This is a genomic window from Methylomonas sp. Kb3 (genome assembly GCF_002834115.1).
GTDB classification, from domain to species: domain Bacteria; phylum Pseudomonadota; class Gammaproteobacteria; order Methylococcales; family Methylomonadaceae; genus Methylomonas; species Methylomonas defluvii.
In genome coordinates this window covers 13,034-31,145 of the sequence record NZ_PIZT01000003.1, presented here as the reverse complement: position 1 = coordinate 31,145, position 18,112 = coordinate 13,034, and the positions used below count along the sequence as shown (strand labels likewise).

19 protein-coding genes and 1 pseudogene are annotated in these 18,112 nt (G+C 52.0%); 10 read left to right on the top strand and 10 right to left on the bottom strand.

The window, feature by feature from the left end; all coding sequences use genetic code 11:
* Positions 1 to 72 precede the first annotated feature (72 nt).
* The gene (locus CWO84_RS02225) at positions 73 to 408 is read left to right on the top strand and encodes a DUF1508 domain-containing protein (RefSeq protein ID WP_033158946.1); all 336 of its coding nucleotides are present in this window, start codon (positions 73 to 75) and stop codon (positions 406 to 408) included.
* 56 nt (positions 409 to 464) lie between these two features.
* Entirely contained in the window at positions 465 to 1,082 is a 618-nt protein-coding gene (locus CWO84_RS02220; RefSeq protein ID WP_033158947.1) for a hypothetical protein, read from the top strand.
* A 57-nt stretch (positions 1,083 to 1,139) separates the two neighbouring features.
* Here CWO84_RS02220 and CWO84_RS02215 read toward each other — a convergent pair whose 3' ends face one another.
* Together CWO84_RS02215 and CWO84_RS02210 are read right to left on the bottom strand one after the other, a co-directional pair.
* Positions 1,140 to 1,652 carry a YgjV family protein gene (locus tag CWO84_RS02215; RefSeq protein ID WP_033158948.1) on the bottom strand — a complete coding sequence of 171 codons (513 nt, stop codon included), beginning with the start codon at positions 1,650 to 1,652 and terminating at the stop codon, positions 1,140 to 1,142.
* 43 nt (positions 1,653 to 1,695) lie between these two features.
* Entirely contained in the window at positions 1,696 to 3,438 is a 1,743-nt protein-coding gene (locus tag CWO84_RS02210) for an NAD-dependent malic enzyme (protein WP_033158949.1), read from the bottom strand.
* Positions 3,439 to 3,706: 268 nt separating this feature from the next.
* Between CWO84_RS02210 and CWO84_RS02205 the strand changes: the two genes are divergently transcribed.
* Both CWO84_RS02205 and CWO84_RS02195 read left to right on the top strand, forming a co-directional pair.
* Positions 3,707 to 5,053, top strand: coding sequence for a peptide MFS transporter (locus CWO84_RS02205; protein WP_101051667.1), 1,347 nt, complete (start codon positions 3,707 to 3,709; stop codon positions 5,051 to 5,053).
* A 778-nt stretch (positions 5,054 to 5,831) separates the two neighbouring features.
* On the top strand, positions 5,832 to 6,278 hold the full coding sequence (locus CWO84_RS02195; protein WP_101051664.1) for a hypothetical protein: 447 nt from the start codon (positions 5,832 to 5,834) through the stop codon (positions 6,276 to 6,278).
* A gap of 84 nt (positions 6,279 to 6,362) precedes the next feature.
* Here the strand turns inward: CWO84_RS02195 and CWO84_RS24775 are convergent, their stop codons facing one another.
* Positions 6,363 to 6,605: a hypothetical protein gene (locus CWO84_RS24775; protein WP_240617939.1), complete on the bottom strand. Its 243-nt coding sequence runs from the start codon at positions 6,603 to 6,605 to the stop codon at positions 6,363 to 6,365.
* A gap of 97 nt (positions 6,606 to 6,702) precedes the next feature.
* Here CWO84_RS24775 and CWO84_RS24770 point away from each other — a divergent pair, with 97 nt between their 5' ends.
* Positions 6,703 to 6,939, top strand: a complete 237-nt coding sequence (locus CWO84_RS24770; protein WP_240617938.1) for a hypothetical protein — start codon at positions 6,703 to 6,705, stop codon at positions 6,937 to 6,939.
* Positions 6,940 to 6,973: 34 nt separating this feature from the next.
* Here CWO84_RS24770 and CWO84_RS02180 read toward each other — a convergent pair whose 3' ends face one another.
* Entirely contained in the window at positions 6,974 to 7,159 is a 186-nt protein-coding gene (locus CWO84_RS02180; RefSeq protein ID WP_101051660.1) for a hypothetical protein, read from the bottom strand.
* Between the two features lie 102 nt (positions 7,160 to 7,261).
* Between CWO84_RS02180 and CWO84_RS02175 the strand changes: the two genes are divergently transcribed.
* Entirely contained in the window at positions 7,262 to 8,176 is a 915-nt protein-coding gene (locus tag CWO84_RS02175; protein WP_240617937.1) for an RHS repeat protein, read from the top strand.
* Here CWO84_RS02175 and CWO84_RS02170 read toward each other — a convergent pair.
* The 3 genes from CWO84_RS02170 to CWO84_RS02160 all read right to left on the bottom strand — a co-directional run bounded on the left by CWO84_RS02170 (position 8,065) and on the right by CWO84_RS02160 (position 10,340).
* A complete protein-coding gene (locus CWO84_RS02170) occupies positions 8,065 to 9,108 on the bottom strand; it encodes a methyltransferase domain-containing protein (protein WP_101051658.1) in 1,044 nt (347 codons plus the stop codon). The two genes, CWO84_RS02175 and CWO84_RS02170, sit on opposite strands and share 112 nt — an antisense overlap.
* A 35-nt stretch (positions 9,109 to 9,143) precedes the next feature.
* The gene (locus CWO84_RS24255; protein WP_101051657.1) at positions 9,144 to 9,413 is read right to left on the bottom strand and encodes a hypothetical protein; all 270 of its coding nucleotides are present in this window, start codon (positions 9,411 to 9,413) and stop codon (positions 9,144 to 9,146) included.
* A 486-nt stretch (positions 9,414 to 9,899) separates the two neighbouring features.
* A complete protein-coding gene (locus CWO84_RS02160; RefSeq protein ID WP_101051656.1) occupies positions 9,900 to 10,340 on the bottom strand; it encodes a regulator in 441 nt (146 codons plus the stop codon).
* Positions 10,341 to 10,677: 337 nt separating this feature from the next.
* On the opposite strand from CWO84_RS02160, the gene CWO84_RS02155 reads away from it, so the two are divergent.
* Complete coding sequence (locus tag CWO84_RS02155) at positions 10,678 to 11,334, top strand: methyltransferase (RefSeq protein WP_165786256.1); 657 nt, start codon at positions 10,678 to 10,680, stop codon at positions 11,332 to 11,334.
* Between the two features lie 51 nt (positions 11,335 to 11,385).
* On the opposite strand, the gene ylqF is transcribed toward CWO84_RS02155, so the two are convergent.
* On the bottom strand, positions 11,386 to 12,306 hold the full coding sequence (gene ylqF, locus CWO84_RS02150) for a ribosome biogenesis GTPase YlqF (protein ID WP_101051654.1): 921 nt from the start codon (positions 12,304 to 12,306) through the stop codon (positions 11,386 to 11,388).
* A gap of 276 nt (positions 12,307 to 12,582) precedes the next feature.
* Between ylqF and gap the strand changes: the two genes are divergently transcribed.
* Both gap and pyk read left to right on the top strand, forming a co-directional pair.
* The gene (gap, locus tag CWO84_RS02145; RefSeq protein ID WP_101051653.1) at positions 12,583 to 13,596 is read left to right on the top strand and encodes a type I glyceraldehyde-3-phosphate dehydrogenase; all 1,014 of its coding nucleotides are present in this window, start codon (positions 12,583 to 12,585) and stop codon (positions 13,594 to 13,596) included.
* Between the two features lie 9 nt (positions 13,597 to 13,605).
* Positions 13,606 to 15,038: pseudogene (gene pyk / locus CWO84_RS02140) on the top strand (pyruvate kinase).
* Between the two features lie 66 nt (positions 15,039 to 15,104).
* Here pyk and uvrD read toward each other — a convergent pair.
* On the bottom strand, positions 15,105 to 17,270 hold the full coding sequence (gene uvrD, locus CWO84_RS02135) for a DNA helicase II (protein WP_101051652.1): 2,166 nt from the start codon (positions 17,268 to 17,270) through the stop codon (positions 15,105 to 15,107).
* Positions 17,271 to 17,371: 101 nt separating this feature from the next.
* On the opposite strand from uvrD, the gene CWO84_RS02130 reads away from it, so the two are divergent.
* Positions 17,372 to 17,608, top strand: coding sequence for a DUF2892 domain-containing protein (locus tag CWO84_RS02130; RefSeq protein WP_101051651.1), 237 nt, complete (start codon positions 17,372 to 17,374; stop codon positions 17,606 to 17,608).
* Positions 17,609 to 17,669: 61 nt separating this feature from the next.
* On the opposite strand, the gene CWO84_RS02125 is transcribed toward CWO84_RS02130, so the two are convergent.
* Positions 17,670 to 18,110, bottom strand: coding sequence for an FxsA family protein (locus CWO84_RS02125; RefSeq protein WP_101051650.1), 441 nt, complete (start codon positions 18,108 to 18,110; stop codon positions 17,670 to 17,672).
* Between the last annotated feature and the right edge of the window lie 2 nt (positions 18,111 to 18,112).

Here is an 18,112-nt window from a genome sequence, read left to right as displayed (position 1 = left end):
CTTCTGTAGTCGGGAGATTGAAATTTGATCGGCGATGAACTTCCATTCAACTGTTAACTTCCGGGACAGAATATGCCAGCCACTTTTCAACTTAAAACCAATGACGACAATCAATATTCCTTTTCGTTTGTGAACAGTAAGGGCGAGCTGATTCTGATCAGCGGCGATTACGACAACAAAGAAGAAGCTCTGCAGGGCATTAAAGAAGTGCGAACCGGCTCCTTAATGAGCAACCAGATTGCCGCCAGCAAGGTTCCTGAAGGCGATACTTTTTTTGTGATTAAAGATGCGGCCGGCGCCATCATTGTAAAAAGCGTTTTATTCAACTCGAACATGGTATTCGACAATGCGCTACACACGGTTAAAGACAATGCCTGCGTTGCCGAAATCGTCGATCTGACACTGTAAACTTGGGCTGAAAGCGCTGCTTTAATTTTTACATAGCGAAAATAGGTAAAGACAATATGGGTGTCGAGCTAAAAATTGTTCGAGAGTTGGCCACGGTATGCGTGACTGCAAGCGAACTGGTGGCGATTGAAAATCTGCTTAAAGGCGAACTGACCAAGCCGGCATTCATCGAGCAATTCGACAAAATGGCAAATTCCATCAAGGAATGTTACGGCATAAGCATCGAGAGTCTAGAGACTTGGCTGGCGATGACCACCGAAACCGAGTTTTGCGAACAATTCGATGCCGCCTATGCCCACCACAAAGCCACTTACCTGAGTATTACCAACCGGCCACGGGTGGCATCGGAGCGGGCTTACCTAGATTACATGCTGCTCCGGGAATTTAAGGAGACCCAAACTGCTTATCCGCTGCTAAAACTGACCTTCGCACGCCTGGATGAGTTTATCGATAAATGGATTACCAACGATGCCTGGCTGGCGATGTCCATCGAGAATTTGGTAAAAATGCTGTATCGGTTTCTGACCGAGGTATCCGAGCTTAAGCAAAAAGACCCAACCGATGCATTCACTATTTATCAAACGCTGATGGCCGCACTACGCCCGTATTGCGCCTTGCTTGAAAATAACTGGATAGTCCTGGAAGAACCCGTTGGGCAGACTGAAACGGCATAAAGCCATTTCAGAAACGCCGTTATGGGGTAGGGGACGGCATATTTAAGGGGCGCGTTGTTATTGGGCAAACAGCTTGCGTATCGTCCGCAGATTAATGCCCATCGCCACGGTCTCGGCCACCAATGCCGGCCAGGCCTGCCAGATGTAATCGTTGCTTATCCATGCAAGACTGGAAGCCAACAGCGCAACGCGCATGTGACGATTGTTCAGGTAAAACAGAGCCAGTGTGGTGTTGATCACCGCAAAGGCCGGCAATAAAGAGACCGGGCCTTGCCAAGAGCATGCCGTAAGCCCGCTAAACAAAGCCACGAAACCCGCCGCCGCCCAGTGCTTGTGCACACCTTTTTCCAAACGGCTGGACAGCAGGGTGCGCAGGGCGGTGCTGGCCATGGTCAAGCCGGCGGTCCAGGCATCCAGCAACAGGTATTGCGCGGCCCACAGCACGGCCCCGGCTGCGGACCAACGCCGAAACGCTAAGCCATCCGGCAAACAATAAGCCCGCCATTCCACCAGAATACCAATCCCGCCAATCAGGTAGGCGAGGTGCAGCAGATTCAAAGCCAATTGCAAGCGTTAAGCCTTACCGCTGAGCTTTGTAAGCGGGGAAATTCGATTAATGCGTTGCCGTTGCCCCGGCATATTTGAACGGCAGGTACTCGGCTTTCCAGAGATTGGCTTTAACGTAAGCTTCCAGATCGATACCCACTAAATCCTGCCGGGTCGCGGAGCCGTCTTCCAGCGCTTTAGCCAATACCCGATTAGCCACAAATAAACTGACTTGCTTCAGATCGCCCACCGGCGGGAAAATCAGATCGGCAGCCGAGCATTTCTCCACAATGTAATCTGCCAAGGCGTAGGCAGACTCCAAGACCATTGCGTCGCTAATTCGGCTGCACTCGCCCAACACCGCGGCAAAGCCCAAGCCCGGAAAAATAAAGGCATTATTGCCCTGACCAATCGGATAACGCCGGCCTTGATACTCGACGTCGGCGAATGGGCTGCCGGTTGCGACCATAGCCGAGCCTTGCGTCCACGCCAAGATGTCTTCCGGCGTGGCTTCGCAATTGGCGGTGGGGTTGGATAAAGGGAAAATAATGGGCTGGGCGTGGTTTGCCGCCATGGTTTTAATCACAGTCTCGGTGAACAAACCCGCTACACCGGTTAGTCCGAGCAATACCGTTGGCTTGGCGTGAGTGACCACCTCCAGTAGGTTGGGCACCCTATCATCGGGAATATCCCAGTCGTGGTAACTTTCCTGAGTATGCGATAGCGGTAATTTGTAGGCCTCGGTCGTAGCTTCCTTGACCACCAGGCCATGCGCATCCACCACGAAAATCCGCTGCAGAATTTGCTCCATGGTTAAACCTTCGCGCAGCATGCCTTTTTTAATGGTACTGGCTACGCCGAATCCGCCGGCACCGGCGCCCACCACCACCACGGTTTGTTCTGCGAGGGTTTCGCCTTTTTTATGGCAAGCCGAGAGCAGACCTGCCAAGGCCATCGCCCCGGTACCCTGGATGTCGTCGTTAAAACAGGGCAGCAGATCTTTGTATTTGGCCAACAAATCGAAGGCGATGTTTTTCGCAAAATCTTCCCATTGGATAATGGCTTTGGGCCAGACTGTTTGTACCGCGTTAACAAATTTATCGACCAATTCGAAATAAGGCTGGTCGTGCAAGCGCTTGCTATGCGCGCCCAAATAGAACGGATCGTCCAACAATTCACTGCGGTTGGTGCCCACATCCAGATTGACCGGCAAGGTTTGAAACGGGCACATGCCGCCGCCGACGGTATACAGCCCCAGTTTGCCGATGCAAATCGCCAAACCGCCCATACCTTGGTCGCCGATACCCAAAATCGACGAAGAATCGGTCACCACAATCATGCGAATATCGTGTAACGGGTAGTTTTGTAAAATCGTTTCGGCCCGATCGATATTGGCTGCGGAAAAAGTCAAACCGCGCGTGCTGGTGAAGTTGGAACTGAATTGTTGCACCGCCAAGCCTATGGTTGGGGTGTAGACAACGGGCACCATTTCCTCAAGATGCCGTTCTAACAGCGCGTAAAACAACACCTCGTTGCGGTCCTGCAGAGCTCTGAGAAATTGATACTTGGAAATATCGTTCGCTTGTTTTTGATAATTGACATACAAGCGGTCGAGTTGCTGCGCCATATCCGTGACTTGCGGCGGCAGCATGCCATCCAAGCCCAGTTCGATACGTTCCTGCACACTAAACGCGGTGCCTTTATTGGTGGCCGGTAGCCTGAGTAAGGTCACGCCCCGAATCGAAACCTCTACATATTTATTACCGTCGGCATCTAGCCGGTAGTCGAAATAATCGCTTAGCGTTGTCATTAAGTTTCCTTGAAAATATTTAATCGAAATCCAGGGGCAAACCAGGAGCTCGAATAGCACAAACGATGGCGCGTGTTCCCTTTATAACAGCCTAATCGGCGATGCGGTAGCCGAAAACACGCTGAATCGGCACTTTTTTTGTCGCTTATAGTTGCCGTGTTTCAAGGCGGTGCAATTACTGAGTGTTTACCGCAAAAATGCCCCAGATTGGCGCTTGTGAGATGATGTTCAGCAGGCTTTGCAAAGACACTTAACAAGACTTTCCCTCGTGAATCAAAAAACTCTGTTTGGTCATCCCATCGGCTTATTCGTGCTGTTTTTCACTGAAATGTGGGAGCGCTTTTCCTATTACGGCATGCGCGCTTTGCTGGTGTTGTATATGACCCAGCATTTAATTCAAGCCGCGCAAACCGATACCTTGGTATTCGGATTTGCGATGCTACGGACTGGTTTGGAAGCCTTTTTCGGGCCTTTATCCACGCAAGCCCTGGCCTCGCAGATTTACGGTTTATATACCGGCTTGGTGTACTTCACCCCGCTGTTCGGCGGCATTTTGGCCGACCGAGTGTTGGGGCCGCGCAAATGCGTGATAGTCGGCTGCGTGTTGATGGCTATCGGCCATTTTTTGATGGTTGCCGAAGCGTTTTTCTTGTTGGCGCTGTTGTTTTTGATTTTAGGTAACGGCTGTTTCAAGCCCAACATTTCGACACAGGTGGGCAATTTATATCCCCCCGGCGATCCGCGCCGCGACGGCGCGTTTACGATTTTTTATATGGGCATCAACCTGGGCGCGTTTTTCTCGCCGTTGATCTGCGGCACCTTGGGGCAACGCTACGGCTGGCATTACGGCTTCGGCGCCGCCGGCGTCGGGATGTTGCTGGGTTTGCTGGTCTATCTGTTTGGGCAGAAATATCTGGGTGCGGATCAATTTGTTAAACCTGCGGCTGAGGTGATAAAGCCCGAACCGCTGACTACTAAAGAATGGCAGGCACTAGGCGGCTTAACGGCTTTAGCAGTGCTGAATATTTTGTTCTGGGCAGTTTACGAGCAACAAGGCAACACGCTGCAACTGTTCGCCGAGCACAACACCGATTGGCATATCTTCGGCTGGGAAATGCCCTCCACCTGGTTTCAATCCCTGAATCCGGCCTTTATATTCTTGTTGGTACCGTTGCTCGACCGTGTTTCTCGCTACCGCGCCGGCCAGGGCCGGCAAAGTTCGAGTGTCGGCAAAATGGCATTCGGCTCGATATTGTTGGGTGCGTCGTTTTTGGTACTGATTTTCGCGGTCAGCGGTGTGCAATCCACCGACAGAATCAGCTTTCTATGGCTGGCATTGTGTACCTTGATTTACACGCTCGGCGAACTTTATCTGTCGCCGGTTGGCTTGTCGCTGGTCAGTAAAGTCTCGCCGCCGCGCTTGGTAGGCGTGCTAATGGGCATGTGGTTTCTGTCGACGTTTTTTGGCAATTATTTGTCTGGTTACATCGGCAGTTTTTACGAGCAAATGCCCAGACAGGATTTCTTTCTGTTATTGGCAGCGATGGGCGGCGCTACCGGCTTAGCTATATGGGCGTTCAAACCGCTATTAAAGAGGGCGGTCGGGTCGGATTAGCCATCATGTATCAGTGTAGACCGACCACTTGCGATTGACAGGTTTGGGGACTGGCTGCGTTTAGCCGCTACCTGGCAATTTTTTGATTCTTCTCAGGATTCTTTATCCAATCGGTTTTGCAGTTGTCGGTATGGCGATGCGCGGCTTTATTGCGGCAACGCGAGCACATCATCATATGAATGCCAATCGCTAGTCGTTCGCTCAAACATAGCTGGTTGGTCAAACCTGTTGCGGTCGGGCTGGTAAAGCGGGCTCATCCTGATGGCAGATAGGATTGGTCTTATCTATGACGGCTTGACCACAGCCATACCATCCTTGCCGGCAGGTGTTAGCGCAGGCTTAAAGTCTTTGGAAGCAGGGAATTGAATTCGAACTTCCGCTCAAATTGGATACGATGTGTCGCAAGTTGCTGATGTGGCGAATCAAGTCAGTAGACTGGCACCAATGACCTCTAATGCAGCTGTGCAAGCATCGCGTTATCACGGTGTGGTTGGAAACATGCACGGTGGCAATATCTTGAGTTATGTAGCGACCAATGCGTCTACGGGGGAGGCAAATCGTGTTTTGGGAGGTGCGGATATATCCATGGTCTGGTACAAATGGTTTATGGGCAGACCTTACCACAGCCAGTCAATGGGCGAAGCATGAAAGACAATATGGCGCAGGTTCTGGTATCCCTTTGATTTATGAATGCGGACAGGGTTTCACCAATGCTTGGAAATTAGACGTCGGCTTAGGAGTTGGCATAGCCGCAAACAAATTGATGAAGTAGCTTTTTATGAACGATAAGGCCAAGACCAAGACAGTAAAAAAGGGGCTTTATTGGATAATCGTTGGCCGAGAGACCCGCTATGCACCGTGGTTTCTCGGCCGCAAAAAAAGCTACAGACTCTTACCGCCAACGAGGGAACAATTTATTGAGTTAGCTAAGGTTCGCAATGATTTGGAATTGGGGCCAAGCGAAACTGGTTCCAAACAGGAAAAGGATACTCTGGTCGTTGATCCTACGTGTAAAGCCAAAGGTAAGCTCATTTTGAACAGCGGTGCATGTTGGATCAAAAATCCCGATTCTGCGACATTAAGTTGGATGATTGAGTTAGCTCACGAACTTAATGGCAGGGTGGTTGATTATGCTGGTAGAGCTTATACCTCTCCTACCGAATATTATCTTCATCCAGAAGATAAAGAAGTGCTAGAAAATAGGGGATTAAAGCTTCCTAAATAAACGCGATAAGGTGCGCCTATAGGCATCTCGTTATACACAAGCCCGCGTAGGTCCGAATAGCGAAGCGTATTCGGACGCATGTGATTAAAATGCCGCCTGACCAGCACCACCGCCGGCGGCAAAACCCTGGCCTACCAATACGACCCGGCCGGCAACCGCACCCGCACCACCTGGCCGGAAGCGACCGCGTTCTACATCACGGCCAGCTACGACGCCCTCAACCGGCCGACCGCGCTGCTGGAGAATGGCACCGTCAGCCTGGCCAGCTATGCCTACGACGACCTGTCTCGGCGTAGGTTTTAACCAATCGCGGCCACTAATCTTCATACCGCGATGTTCTAAATCACAAAGATCACTTTCGGCTTTTGGGGATTAGGTTCAACCGCGAATACCCTTTTTAAGCGTCGTCCCATGGCTTTTCCTCGTGTCCAGCGACATCACGGCGGCCGTGCATGATGGCAAGAATCAACACGCGATTCGATTCCAAACGGCACATGACGCGCTAGCTCTGCACAATAATTTCTCGTATCGATTTATCGTCAGCTTCTGGAATCAACCTACCGCTTTCTGGAAAATCCTTCAGTCGTCGCGTGGCAAGCACGATTTTTTGGCCGAAGCGACGGGCATAAAAGGACGAATCGCGACTAATATAACGGACTAAATCGTCAAGATCGTCTCGAGCCAGATCAGACCATTCAACTCGCATCATGTAGATAGCGTTTTTCTATATCTTCCTGTGATGTGACTTTACCTTCCGCTGCTGCGTGTAACGATTGCTCAAGCTTCTGCCGCACATAGATGGCATACATGGCATCGTCAAAGGTAGCCTGTTCGGTCAGGTGGTCGGCAATATCGTGGACAATTTGTTTAACAGTTTGCATAGTGAGTTGTCCTCATGAGTCTGATCGGATCTCGGTGTTCTGCTCGTAAGCTGGCATTTAGACATTCTACCGGATGCCTTCGGTGTTGAGAAACTGGTCTCCTTGGTTCGACAGACCGATATAGCCAACTTGACTCAAGTCAACGGCCCGCGCACCGACGTCACCGACACCGTAGCCACCGCTTACGAGAACCAACGGCGGCCGACGCAGCTGACCAATGCCCTAGGTAAACTGACCAAGCAAGCCTACGACGCCGACGGCCGCCTGATCCGCAGCGCCGCGCAGATCGGTACCCAATGGCTGGTATCCTGCAGCAGCTACACCCCGAGCGGCAAACTGCTGAAAGCCTGGGGCCCTGGCACCACCACGGCCGACACCACCTGTCCGGCCGCCGCCGCACCGGTGACCGTCGCCGACTACGTCTACGACAACCTGGATCGTCTGAATACCCTGACCGAAAACCTGCCGGCGGCCGACGGCGGCAACCGCGTCACTCAGACCGTCTACAACAGCGACGACAGTGTCCAGATCGTCAAAAAAGCCGTGGGCAGCGGTATCGCGCAGAACTACGCGACCTACACCTACAGCAACAACGGCCTGCCGCTCACCGTTAAGGATGCCAAAAACCAGCTGACCACCTACCAATACGACGGTCACGACCGGAAACTGAAAACCCTGTATCCGGACAAAGTCACCGCCTGCGCCTCCTCGGCGACCGACTTCGAACAAGTGGCCTACGACAACCTGAACCGTCTGCTGAGCCGGATCTATCCGACCGCCGCCAACAAAACCGGCTACGTCTACGACAACGCCGGCCGCCTGACCAGCACCACCGCCGGCGGCAAAACCCTGGCCTACCAATACGACCCGGCCGGCAACCTCATGCCTGACGGCATAATTCCATCTCAGCAGCAGGCGCTGTCAGCCTTAGCTGATTCGCTGCCGGGTCCGGGCGAGCAGTCGAATAAGCCGAAATGGCGGGTTTTGTCGCCCAATATTTGGAAATGTTCGCCATAGCGGCTACCTGCCAGCATGTCGGCGGTGTTTCCGCAGACTCTTAACGGCCGGCCGGTTTCGAAATGATGATGATCGTCCAAATCAAAGCTGTGCGGGTGCTGCTCAATAGTGCCCAAATACGTTGCGACCTGGCCGAAGTCCTCGCAACGGTCTTCCAGGGGCATTTTAAAGGCGCGCACCGTCACCGAATCGAACTTGACCATGCCGATTTTGGCGAACACGTCCGGGTCGTCGATGCTGATGGCGTTTTGTTTGACCTTGCGGACATCGGGGCAGTCTAGGTCGTGCAATATGCGTCGGAAGTCTTCCCAATACAAAGCACCGCCCAGACATTCGCCTAATAGCACCGGGTCTTGGCGCAGTTCGAACGGGATGCGGCGATCGGCAAAAACATCGGAAAAATACAGCTCGCCGCCGGGCTTCAACACCCGGAATATTTCCGCCAGCACGCTGGGTTTTTCCGGCGACAGGTTGATCACGCAATTGGAGACCACCACGTCGACACTGTTGTCGGCGATACCTACGGTGTGCAGGTTTTCGATGTGACCGTGCAAAAACTCAACATTGGCAAATCCAAAGCGCTCGGCATGCCAGTTGCGATGACGCACGGCCACTTCTAGTTGCTCGGGAGTCATGTCTACGCCGATTACCCGTCCTGACGCGCCGACCAGCTTCGACAACAGATAGCAATCGCGGCCGGTGCCGCAGCCCAAATCCAGCACGGTTTTACCCGTTAATGCGGGGGGTAAGGGAGAGCCGCAGCCGTAAAACCGTTCCAACACTTCGGGATGCAGGTTGGTCAGCAAGGCTTTTAAATAGCTTGGCATGGCGTCGATGCTGCAACAGGCGCTGGTTTTCAGATCGTTGCTGGATTGCAAGACCTGACCATAATAATGGCGGACCGATTCGCTGATTTCGATACTGGTAGTCATGGAAAGCCTCGTGTTTTTATTATTGAAGATAAGTGCTAAGGGCGTTTTAAATGGCTGCGGCACAGATAGCCGCGCAGGGTAAGGCCCGTAGCCAGGATAAGGCAATCGATGCAATCACTCCAGTATTGGCCTAGCCGCTGCCAAGTCGATACCGAATTGGTTTGTGTGTCCGGAAAGCTGTGACGGGGGGTCAGAATCACCGGCATTCCGGCATAAGCTCTGAAGGCAATTCTGAACGGTAATGTACGTATCAACTCGTCCGGGAAATTGGCGGTACTGCTGCTGAATAGAATACGGGAGAGCATCGGAAATTTCCTTAATCGGATCGGTCACACGCTCTAAGTTGTAAGGGTTGGCTTAAACCTTACAACAATATTCCACAATAGATAAATCGCTGCTTGGTTCTGATGATAAACGCAATGCCATTAAGTTCCGCTTGGGCATTGTTCATGCCGTATAAGCCCCATCGATCCTCTTTTTAAAAGGGGAAGGACTTAAATTTGATGTTATTGATGATGACGCCTCTGTGAACGGAAAGACTGATTGTTTCAGGCACTGCTTGACAAATAATCATAGAATCTCAGCCCCAACGGCATACCCACGATAAATAGGCTCGGGTTAATAAATAGTTAAAGCCCAAGCCATGAATAGACGGCCGAGCTGAGATAATAGTAGTAAAGTCTGGCGCTACTGGATAGTGCCGGTACAGCTCAATTTCTGAGCACACAGTAACGGAGCGGAGAGCGAGGTTTTCATTGCACCCGTTCAGAATGACCGGGATTGCGTGATTTTTATCCCGTTTGCCCGGACTGTGCTTGGTGTAATGCCACGAAGTCGGACATTGCCAGGCTACCAATAACGTTGGCATCGTTGTCCAGTATGTCGTAAAGCACCCCCGTGCTGCGGATGCTGAACAACAGGATGACGTCAATGTCGCCGCCTCCTTCCCGGTGCGGAACCTCGCTGGCTGGGCTGACGGTGTAGCTGCCGACTGGTCTGATCTCCTTCAAGGTGCCGTCGGCGTGGTAGATTCTATGTTCGCCTTGAATGACGAAAATGTGGTTTGGCGCTTTGTGTCGGTGCAGCACTATTTGTTTGCCGGCGGCAAATTTGAACAAGACGTCGACAATGTTGGCGTCGGTGTCGATGTTTAGAATGAAATAGCGTAAATGCTCGAAGCCCTCCAGGGTTTGCCAATCGATACGGCGGTCGTCGAAAAGATATGTGTTCATGGTGTGTTCTCTGCTTGATAGTGGCTGGGTATGCAGGCTGATGTTTGGGCTCTGAATATCGCGGACAGTTGCAGTGTAGGTGAGGCGGTGGCCTGGGTAAGCTGATATTTGCCCGAAAAGGGCGGGCAAATTGCCCGCTCTTACGTGGTGGTCGAACCGCGTGGCCGACATCAAAGGCAGGCAGTTGGCCAATGATGCAGGCCTGGCACGGTAGGCAATAACTGCACAGGGTTTGGTTTTGTTGTAGGATTCAAGTATGAACCGGCCAGCCGTTTATGGCGGGCTCCTGAAACAATCGCGTCCAAAAGCGTGGCGCCACTCAACTCTATCGCAAATTATGAAACAGCCGGATATGAGCATCGATGCTCGCAAGCAGGAATTGGCCCACTATTTGGAAAAACAACCCTATATGACGGAGTTGGATGGCATAACTTTGAAGATTGCGAAAAATGTGTTTCCGTCCGACTTTGGGTTGACCAGCTCATTTTTTGGGAATTTCATTCTGCAACAACCGTCCGCCGAAATGGCTTTGGATATGGGCTGCGGCAGCGGCTATTTCGCGTTTTTGTTAAAAAAAATAGGCTGCGCCAGCGTCATGGGTGTCGATTTTAATCGGGACGCAGTAGATTGCACCTTGGAAAACACGCGCTTTAATCCTGAATTGGCGCCTATCGATTTTCTGCACAGCGATTTATTTGCCGATGTGCCGCACACGCTGTTTGATCTGATCGTTTTTAATTTTAATTATTACCCGTCCGACGGCACCTTCGGGCTGAACGAAGACGGTGGGCGCGATATATTGAGACGGTTTTTCCATCAAGTGAAAGACTATATTACCGAGCACACGCGGATTTATATTCCCTACTCGGATTTTGTCGGCGAGGAGCACGACCCGAAAAACATCGGCCCGGATTTCGGTTTTTCGGTTACCGTGGAAGAAAGCACCGTTAATCATGCCGGCGCGCACCATATTTATAAGGTTATGAAAGCGTAATAGCTGACGCGCTTGGGACTTGGGATGAGATGAACTCTAGTCTGGCGACTTTTAATTCTGTGGGTTGCCGCCGCGCCGTCTGGCTGCTTGTTTAGCGGCCTTTTGCTCGCGGATGGCGGCCAGTTCCAGCATTTCCGCTTCTATCATCTCGGGGGTTTCCAGGGTGATTTGACCCAAGGTGCCGGCGCGCAATTCGTTCATTAATAGCTTGGCGGCTTTGTCCAATTCGACGATGCCGCCGCTACGCAAACAGCCGCGCTTTGCGCCGATGGCTTCTAGCAGTGCAAGTGGTTCTTCGGGCAAAGGTGTCAAACGATAGCGCTGGCTTAACTGTTCCGGGTAGGCTGTACGCAGATACTCCAAGGCATATAGTGCTATGTCGTCGTGTTGGAAAGCCGTATCCTTGATGGCGCCGCTTACTGCCAGTCGGTAGCCGCTGTGGCGGTTTTCCACATTGGGCCAGAGTACGCCAGGGGTGTCGGATAGTACGATGTTATTGGCCAAATTGATGCGTTGCTGCTGTTTGGTAACGGCAGGTTCGTTGCCGGTCTTGGCGATGGTACGGCCGGCAAGCACATTAATAATGGTGGATTTGCCGACGTTAGGTATGCCCATGATCATGGTGCGGATGACCTTGTTGGCGGCGGTTTTCTCCGGCAGCATCTTGGCGCACAAGTCGATAATTTGTTTGATCTTGTCCGGTTGTTGGGTGGTGACGGCCAGGGTTTTGACCGCCTGTTCCCGTTCTAGATAAGCTTGCCAGGTTTTAGTCATTTCCGGATCGGCTAAATCGGTTTTGCTGAGGACGCGGATGGTGGGTTTGTCGCCGCGCAGACTCGCCAGCATCGGGTTTTGGCTACTGTAAGGAATGCGGGCGTCGAGTATTTCGATCAGCAAATCGATGTCGGGCAAGGCGTGCTTGATCTCCTTGCTGGCCTTGTGCATGTGGCCGGGATACCATTGAATTTGCATGGGTTGTGCTGCGGTAAGTGGAAAAATAGAATTGTACCTTTTATCGGGCCGGCGCTATTGATTACTGGTTTGTCTTTAGGGCTTATAGGTGCAGGATGGTAAGCGCCCTTTAACAGGGGGAGAGCCCCGACATGTTTAAAAAGCCGGATTTCTGTACGCCGCAACGCGCCGCGGCGGTAGACGTACAGGACTGCTTGTTGCTACAATCCAGTCTATTTTTGGTGCTTTTGGCACATCTCGACGCAAGTCTTTCACACTCATCCCGGAGAAAACTCTATGGCAATTAAAGTTGCAATTAACGGTTATGGTCGTATCGGTCGCAATGTCATGCGCGCTTTGTACGAATCAGGTCGCACCAACGAGATCCAAGTGGTCGCTATCAACGATTTGGGCGATTCCAAAACCAACGCACACTTGACCAAATACGACACCGTACATGGTAAATTTCCGTTTGATGTGTCTGTAGACGGTGATTACATCGTAATCAATGGCGATAAAATCCGCGTATTTGCTGAAAGAGATCCCGCTAAACTGCCTTGGGCTGAGTTGGGTATTGATGTGGTTCACGAGTGCACCGGCTTCTTCACCAGCAAAGCCAAAGCGTCTGCGCATATCACTGCCGGTGCTAAAAAAGTCATTATCTCCGCACCTGGCGGCAACGATGTCGATGCCACGATTGTTTACGGTGTTAACCACCAAACCTTGAAAGCGTCCGACACCGTTATCTCCAATGCTTCTTGCACCACGAACTGCTTGGCACCTTTGGTTAAACCTTTGATGGACAGCATTGGTGTCGATCACGGTTTGATGACAACCATCCACTCGTACACCAACGACCAAGTATTGACCGACGTGTATCACAGCGACTTGCACCGTGCGCGTTCTGCCACGCAATCCATGATCCCCACCAAAACCGGTGCTGCTGCCGCAGTAGGTTTGGTATTGCCGGAAATGAAAGGCAAACTGGACGGTTTTGCAATGCGCGTTCCAACCATCAACGTCTCTGTCGTGGATTTGTGCTTCCAAGCCTCACGCAACACCACCAAAGAAGAAATCGACAGCGTGCTGCGCGAAGCGGCTGCCGGCCCATTAAAAGGCATTTTGGCCATCAACGACGAGCCTTTGGTATCCATGGACTTTAACCACAACCCACATTCTTCTATCTACGAAGCGGGCCTGACCAAAGTCACCGGCGGCAATTTCGTGAAAGTCCTGTCCTGGTATGACAACGAGTGGGGTTTCTCAAACCGTATGCTCGATACCACGGTTGCTTTGTTTAACGCCAAATAAAGGGTTTACATGCTGTTACGAAGAACGAAAATCCTGGCTACGCTGGGACCTGCTACGGACAAGCCTGGTGTACTTGAAGAGTTGTTCGAGGCTGGAATCGATGTTGTCAGGCTTAATTTCTCGCACGGTTCGGCGCAGGATCATATCGACCGCGCCAACCGGGTTCGCGAGCTGAGTAAAAAAACCGGGCGTCGCGTCGGTATTCTGGCCGATTTGCAAGGTCCGAAAATCCGTATCGAGCGGTTTAAAGAGAACAAAGTTTGGTTGGAAGAAGGTCAAGCTTTTGCTTTGGACATTAATCTAGGCAAACTGGATGGCGACAACACCCAAGTCGGCATCAGCTACGAGCCGTTGGCGCGTGAAGTGAAACCGGGTACACGGTTGTTGCTGGACGACGGGCGGGTTGTATTGGACGTGGTCAATGTTGAAAACAACACCCGCGTCAATACCACGGTAGTAGTTGGCGGCGATTTGTCCAACAACAAAGGCATCAATTTGTTGGGTGGCGGTTTGTCCGCGGCAGCTTTGACTGACAAAGACAAGGAAGACATCAAAACCATTGCGGTGATTCAAGCCGATTACGTGGCGATTTCCTTCCCGCGTACGGCAGCCGATATGAACGAAGCCCGTGAGCTGTTGCAAGCAGCCGGTTCTTACGCCGGCTTGGTTGCCAAGGTGGAACGTGCGGAAGCGATGGAATCATCGACGAAATCATCTTGGCCTCCGACGCGATTATGGTCGCGCGTGGCGACTTGGGTGTGGAAATCGGCGACGCCAATCTGCCGGCCGCGCAAAAACTGCTGATTAGCCGTTCGCGTGAACTGAATCGGGCCGTGATTACTGCGACGCAGATGATGGAATCGATGATCGAGAATCCGATCCCGACCCGTGCGGAAGTATTTGACGTGGCGAACGCGATTGTCGATGGTACCGATGCGATCATGTTGTCCGCCGAAACCGCCTCAGGCAAGCATCCGGTGAAAACCGTGCAAGCCATGGTTCGCATTTGTTTGGAAACTGAAAAGCAACCGAGCGTGACTAAATCCATGCACAGGATGACCGACAAGTTCGAACGGATGGACGAAGCGATTGCGATGTCTGCGATGTATATGGCCAACCATACCAAAATTGCCGGTATAGCGTCTTTGACCGAGTCGGGTTCTACTCCGCTTTGGATGTCGCGGATCAGCTCGGATATTCCTATCTTTGCCTTCAGCAGTCAGGAGCGCACTTTGGGGCGTGTGACTCTTTACAAAGGTGTGTTTCCGATTCCGTTTGCTAAGGAGAAAATGGAGTCGGCTAGCGTGACCGACAGCCTGATCAAGGCTTTGAAAGTCCGTGGTGTCGTAAAAGCGGGCGATGCACTGATCCGCACCAAAGGCGACTTGACCGGCGCCAGCGGCGGCACTAACTCCCTGAAAGTTATCACCGTCACCGACTAATTTTTTAGTCGGCTTGCCTTGTTTCGCGGCGTTCGGTTTATCCGGACGCCGCGTCTTCAACCTATTCTAAGCAGCATCCAGTTTGGCATAAGCCAGCATCAGCCATTTGATGCCCGCGTTGCGGAAGTTGATTTGCACCCGTTCCTGTTCGCCTTCGCCTTCCATTTGCAGGACCACGCCTTCGCCGAATTTCTCGTGCCTGACAGGCTGGCCCAGTTTGTAAGTACCCTTGCTGCCCAAACCTTTGGACTGCGGTGCGCTATTGGTAGCCGGCCTGCTGACATTGGCGCGTAACCTGATTTCCTGAATCGATTCCGGCGGCAGTTCGCGCAAAAACCGCGAGGCGCGCGGATAACTATCCTTGCCGTAAAGCCGCCGCGACTCGGCGTGCGTCAGATATAGCTGTTGCATTGCCCGAGTTATGCCGACATAGCACAACCGGCGCTCTTCCTGTAATCGCCCGGGATCGTCCAGCGCTTGTTGCGAAGGGAATAGGCCTTCTTCCAGGCCCACCAGAAACACCAGTTTGAATTCCAAGCCTTTAGCCGAATGCAGTGTCATCAGTTGCACACAATCCTCATCGACTTCGCCTTGCATTTCGCCGGCTTCCAATGCGGCGTGCGCTAAGAACATGTCCAACTCGCCCAGGTTTTCGGCGTTTTCGCTGTCGTAATCGAATAAGCGGGCGGCGTTGACTAACTCCTCCAGGTTTTCCACTCTGGCTTCGCCTTTATCTTGTTTTTCTTTTTTATACAGCTCGATCAAGCCGCTGGTCTCTACGACTTGTTTGACCGTTTCATGCAGACTCAAATCTTTAGTCGTTTCGCCGAGCGCGATAATCAGGTTTAAAAAACCACGCAGGGCATTGCTGGCGCGGGCAGGTAGTTGATTGCTTTCCAACATCGCCAACGCAGCTTGCCACATCGATAGTTGCTGTTCGCGGGCCAAAATGCGCATATCGTCCAGGGTTTTGGCCCCAATGCCGCGTGTTGGCGTATTCACTACCCGTTCAAACGAAGGGTCATCGTGCGGATTGGTCGACAGGCGTAGATAGGCGAGGGCGTTCTTGATTTCCATGCGCTCGAAGAAGCGCAGCCCGCCATATACTCGGTAAGGTGTGGCGGTGGTCATCAAGCGTTCTTCAAACTGCCGTGATTGAGCGTTCGAGCGATACAGAATTGCGGTCTCGCTGCGTAAGCCGCCGTCTTTCACCCATTGCCGGATTTTCTCGACCACAAAATAGGCTTCGTCTTGCTCGTTAAATGCTGAATACAAGGAAATGGCCTGGCCTTCGCCGGCAGCTGTCCACAATTCCTTGCCCATCCGATTGTCGTTATTGGCGATCAGGGTGTTGGCGGCTTTCAGAATGTGGCCGGTGGAGCGGTAGTTTTGCTCGAGACGGACGATGCCGTGCTCCGGATAGTGCTTTTGGAAATTGAAAATATTCTCGATTTTAGCGCCGCGCCAGCCGTAGATCGATTGATCGTCGTCGCCGACCACGAACAGATTGTTGTTGCCTTCGGTAAGCAGACGCAGCCAGGCATATTGAATGGTGTTGGTGTCCTGAAATTCGTCGACATGCACTTGTTGGAAGCGCTGCCGGTAAAACGCCAGTAAGTCGTCGTTATCGCGCAGCAGTTCGTGGGCTCTCAGTAAAAGCTCAGCAAAATCCACCAACCCTGAGCGTTGGCACACGTCTTCATATGCCAGGTAAACTTCCTTCATCTGCCGGTTATAAAAGTCGCCGCTGTCCTGCATATGTTTCGCGCGGATGCCTTCGTCTTTTTGCGCATTGATAAACCACTGAGCCTGCTTGGGCGGCCATTTGCTGTCGTCCAGATTCAGGTTTTTCATCAGCCGTTTGATGATGCGCAGTTGATCATCGCTGTCCATCACCTGAAACGTTTCCGGCAGATTGGCTTGTTTGGCGTGTTGCCTCAATAAGCGGTGGGCCAGGCCGTGGAAAGTGCCTATCCACATGGCGCGGGCTGGGGTTTCGAGCAACTCTTCGATACGGTTGCGCATTTCGTTGGCGGCTTTGTTGGTAAAGGTCACCGCCAAGATGTTATAGGGCGAAATTCCGTTTACTTGAATATGCCAGGCGATGCGATGGACCAATACCCGGGTTTTGCCGCTACCGGCCCCGGCCAATACCAGCATGGCTTGCATGGGAGCGGAAACGGCCAGGCGCTGGTCGTCGTTTAAGGAGGTGATGATAGAAGAGACGTCCATTTTTTATAGCTTGCAGATTTTGAGGAGCTGTGTATATTTGCTTGCCTTTAAGGGAAAGCCGTGCGTCGGGACTAATAACTACAACACAGAGAGGATTGGAAATGAGCTTCGATTATAAACGTTTGATCAAATTTGAGCACAACATCGGCGAGAAAGATAAGAAAGTTCGCATGGTTTCTGGCGTGGTGTTGCTCAGCGTATCGCTGTTTACCGCCAGCATCCTGATGTTGTTGGTTGGCTTGGTCTTGGTTGCGACCAGTTATTCCGGCTGGTGCCCGGTATATTCCGGTATGGACAAAAATACCTTGGGTGCCGATGCAGGGTCTACCGGTCAATAACTGCTAGTGGCTAGCTCCGAATCTGCGCCTTTGGCGCGGATTCGGATTCAAAAAAACCTTATTAATCTTGTTTGTTGTACTCGCCTTCGATAATGGTTTGCGAGTCTCGTGCCTGTTTAAACACAGAGCCCACCTGAGTTTGCAGCAAATGATGCTCGATAATGTACTGAGCAATCTTTCTGCGCAAGGTTGGAATCAGACAAGCGAAACCCAACAGGTCGGTGAAAAATCCCGGCGTCAATAACAACGCTCCGCCTACCAGCAATATCGGGCCTTCGATCATTTCATAGGCCGGAATTTCCCCTTGTGCCAACCCGGACTGGAAGCGCTGCCAGGTGGCGAAGCCTTGCCGACGCAGCAGCCAAGCGCCCAATACAGCGGTAAACACCACCAATAGAATAGTGGGAAAGGCGCCGATCAAGCCGCCGACTTGCAGCAGCACGTATATTTCCACAAACGGCACGATCAAAAAAGCGATAAACAGAATTTGCATAGTTTTCATGG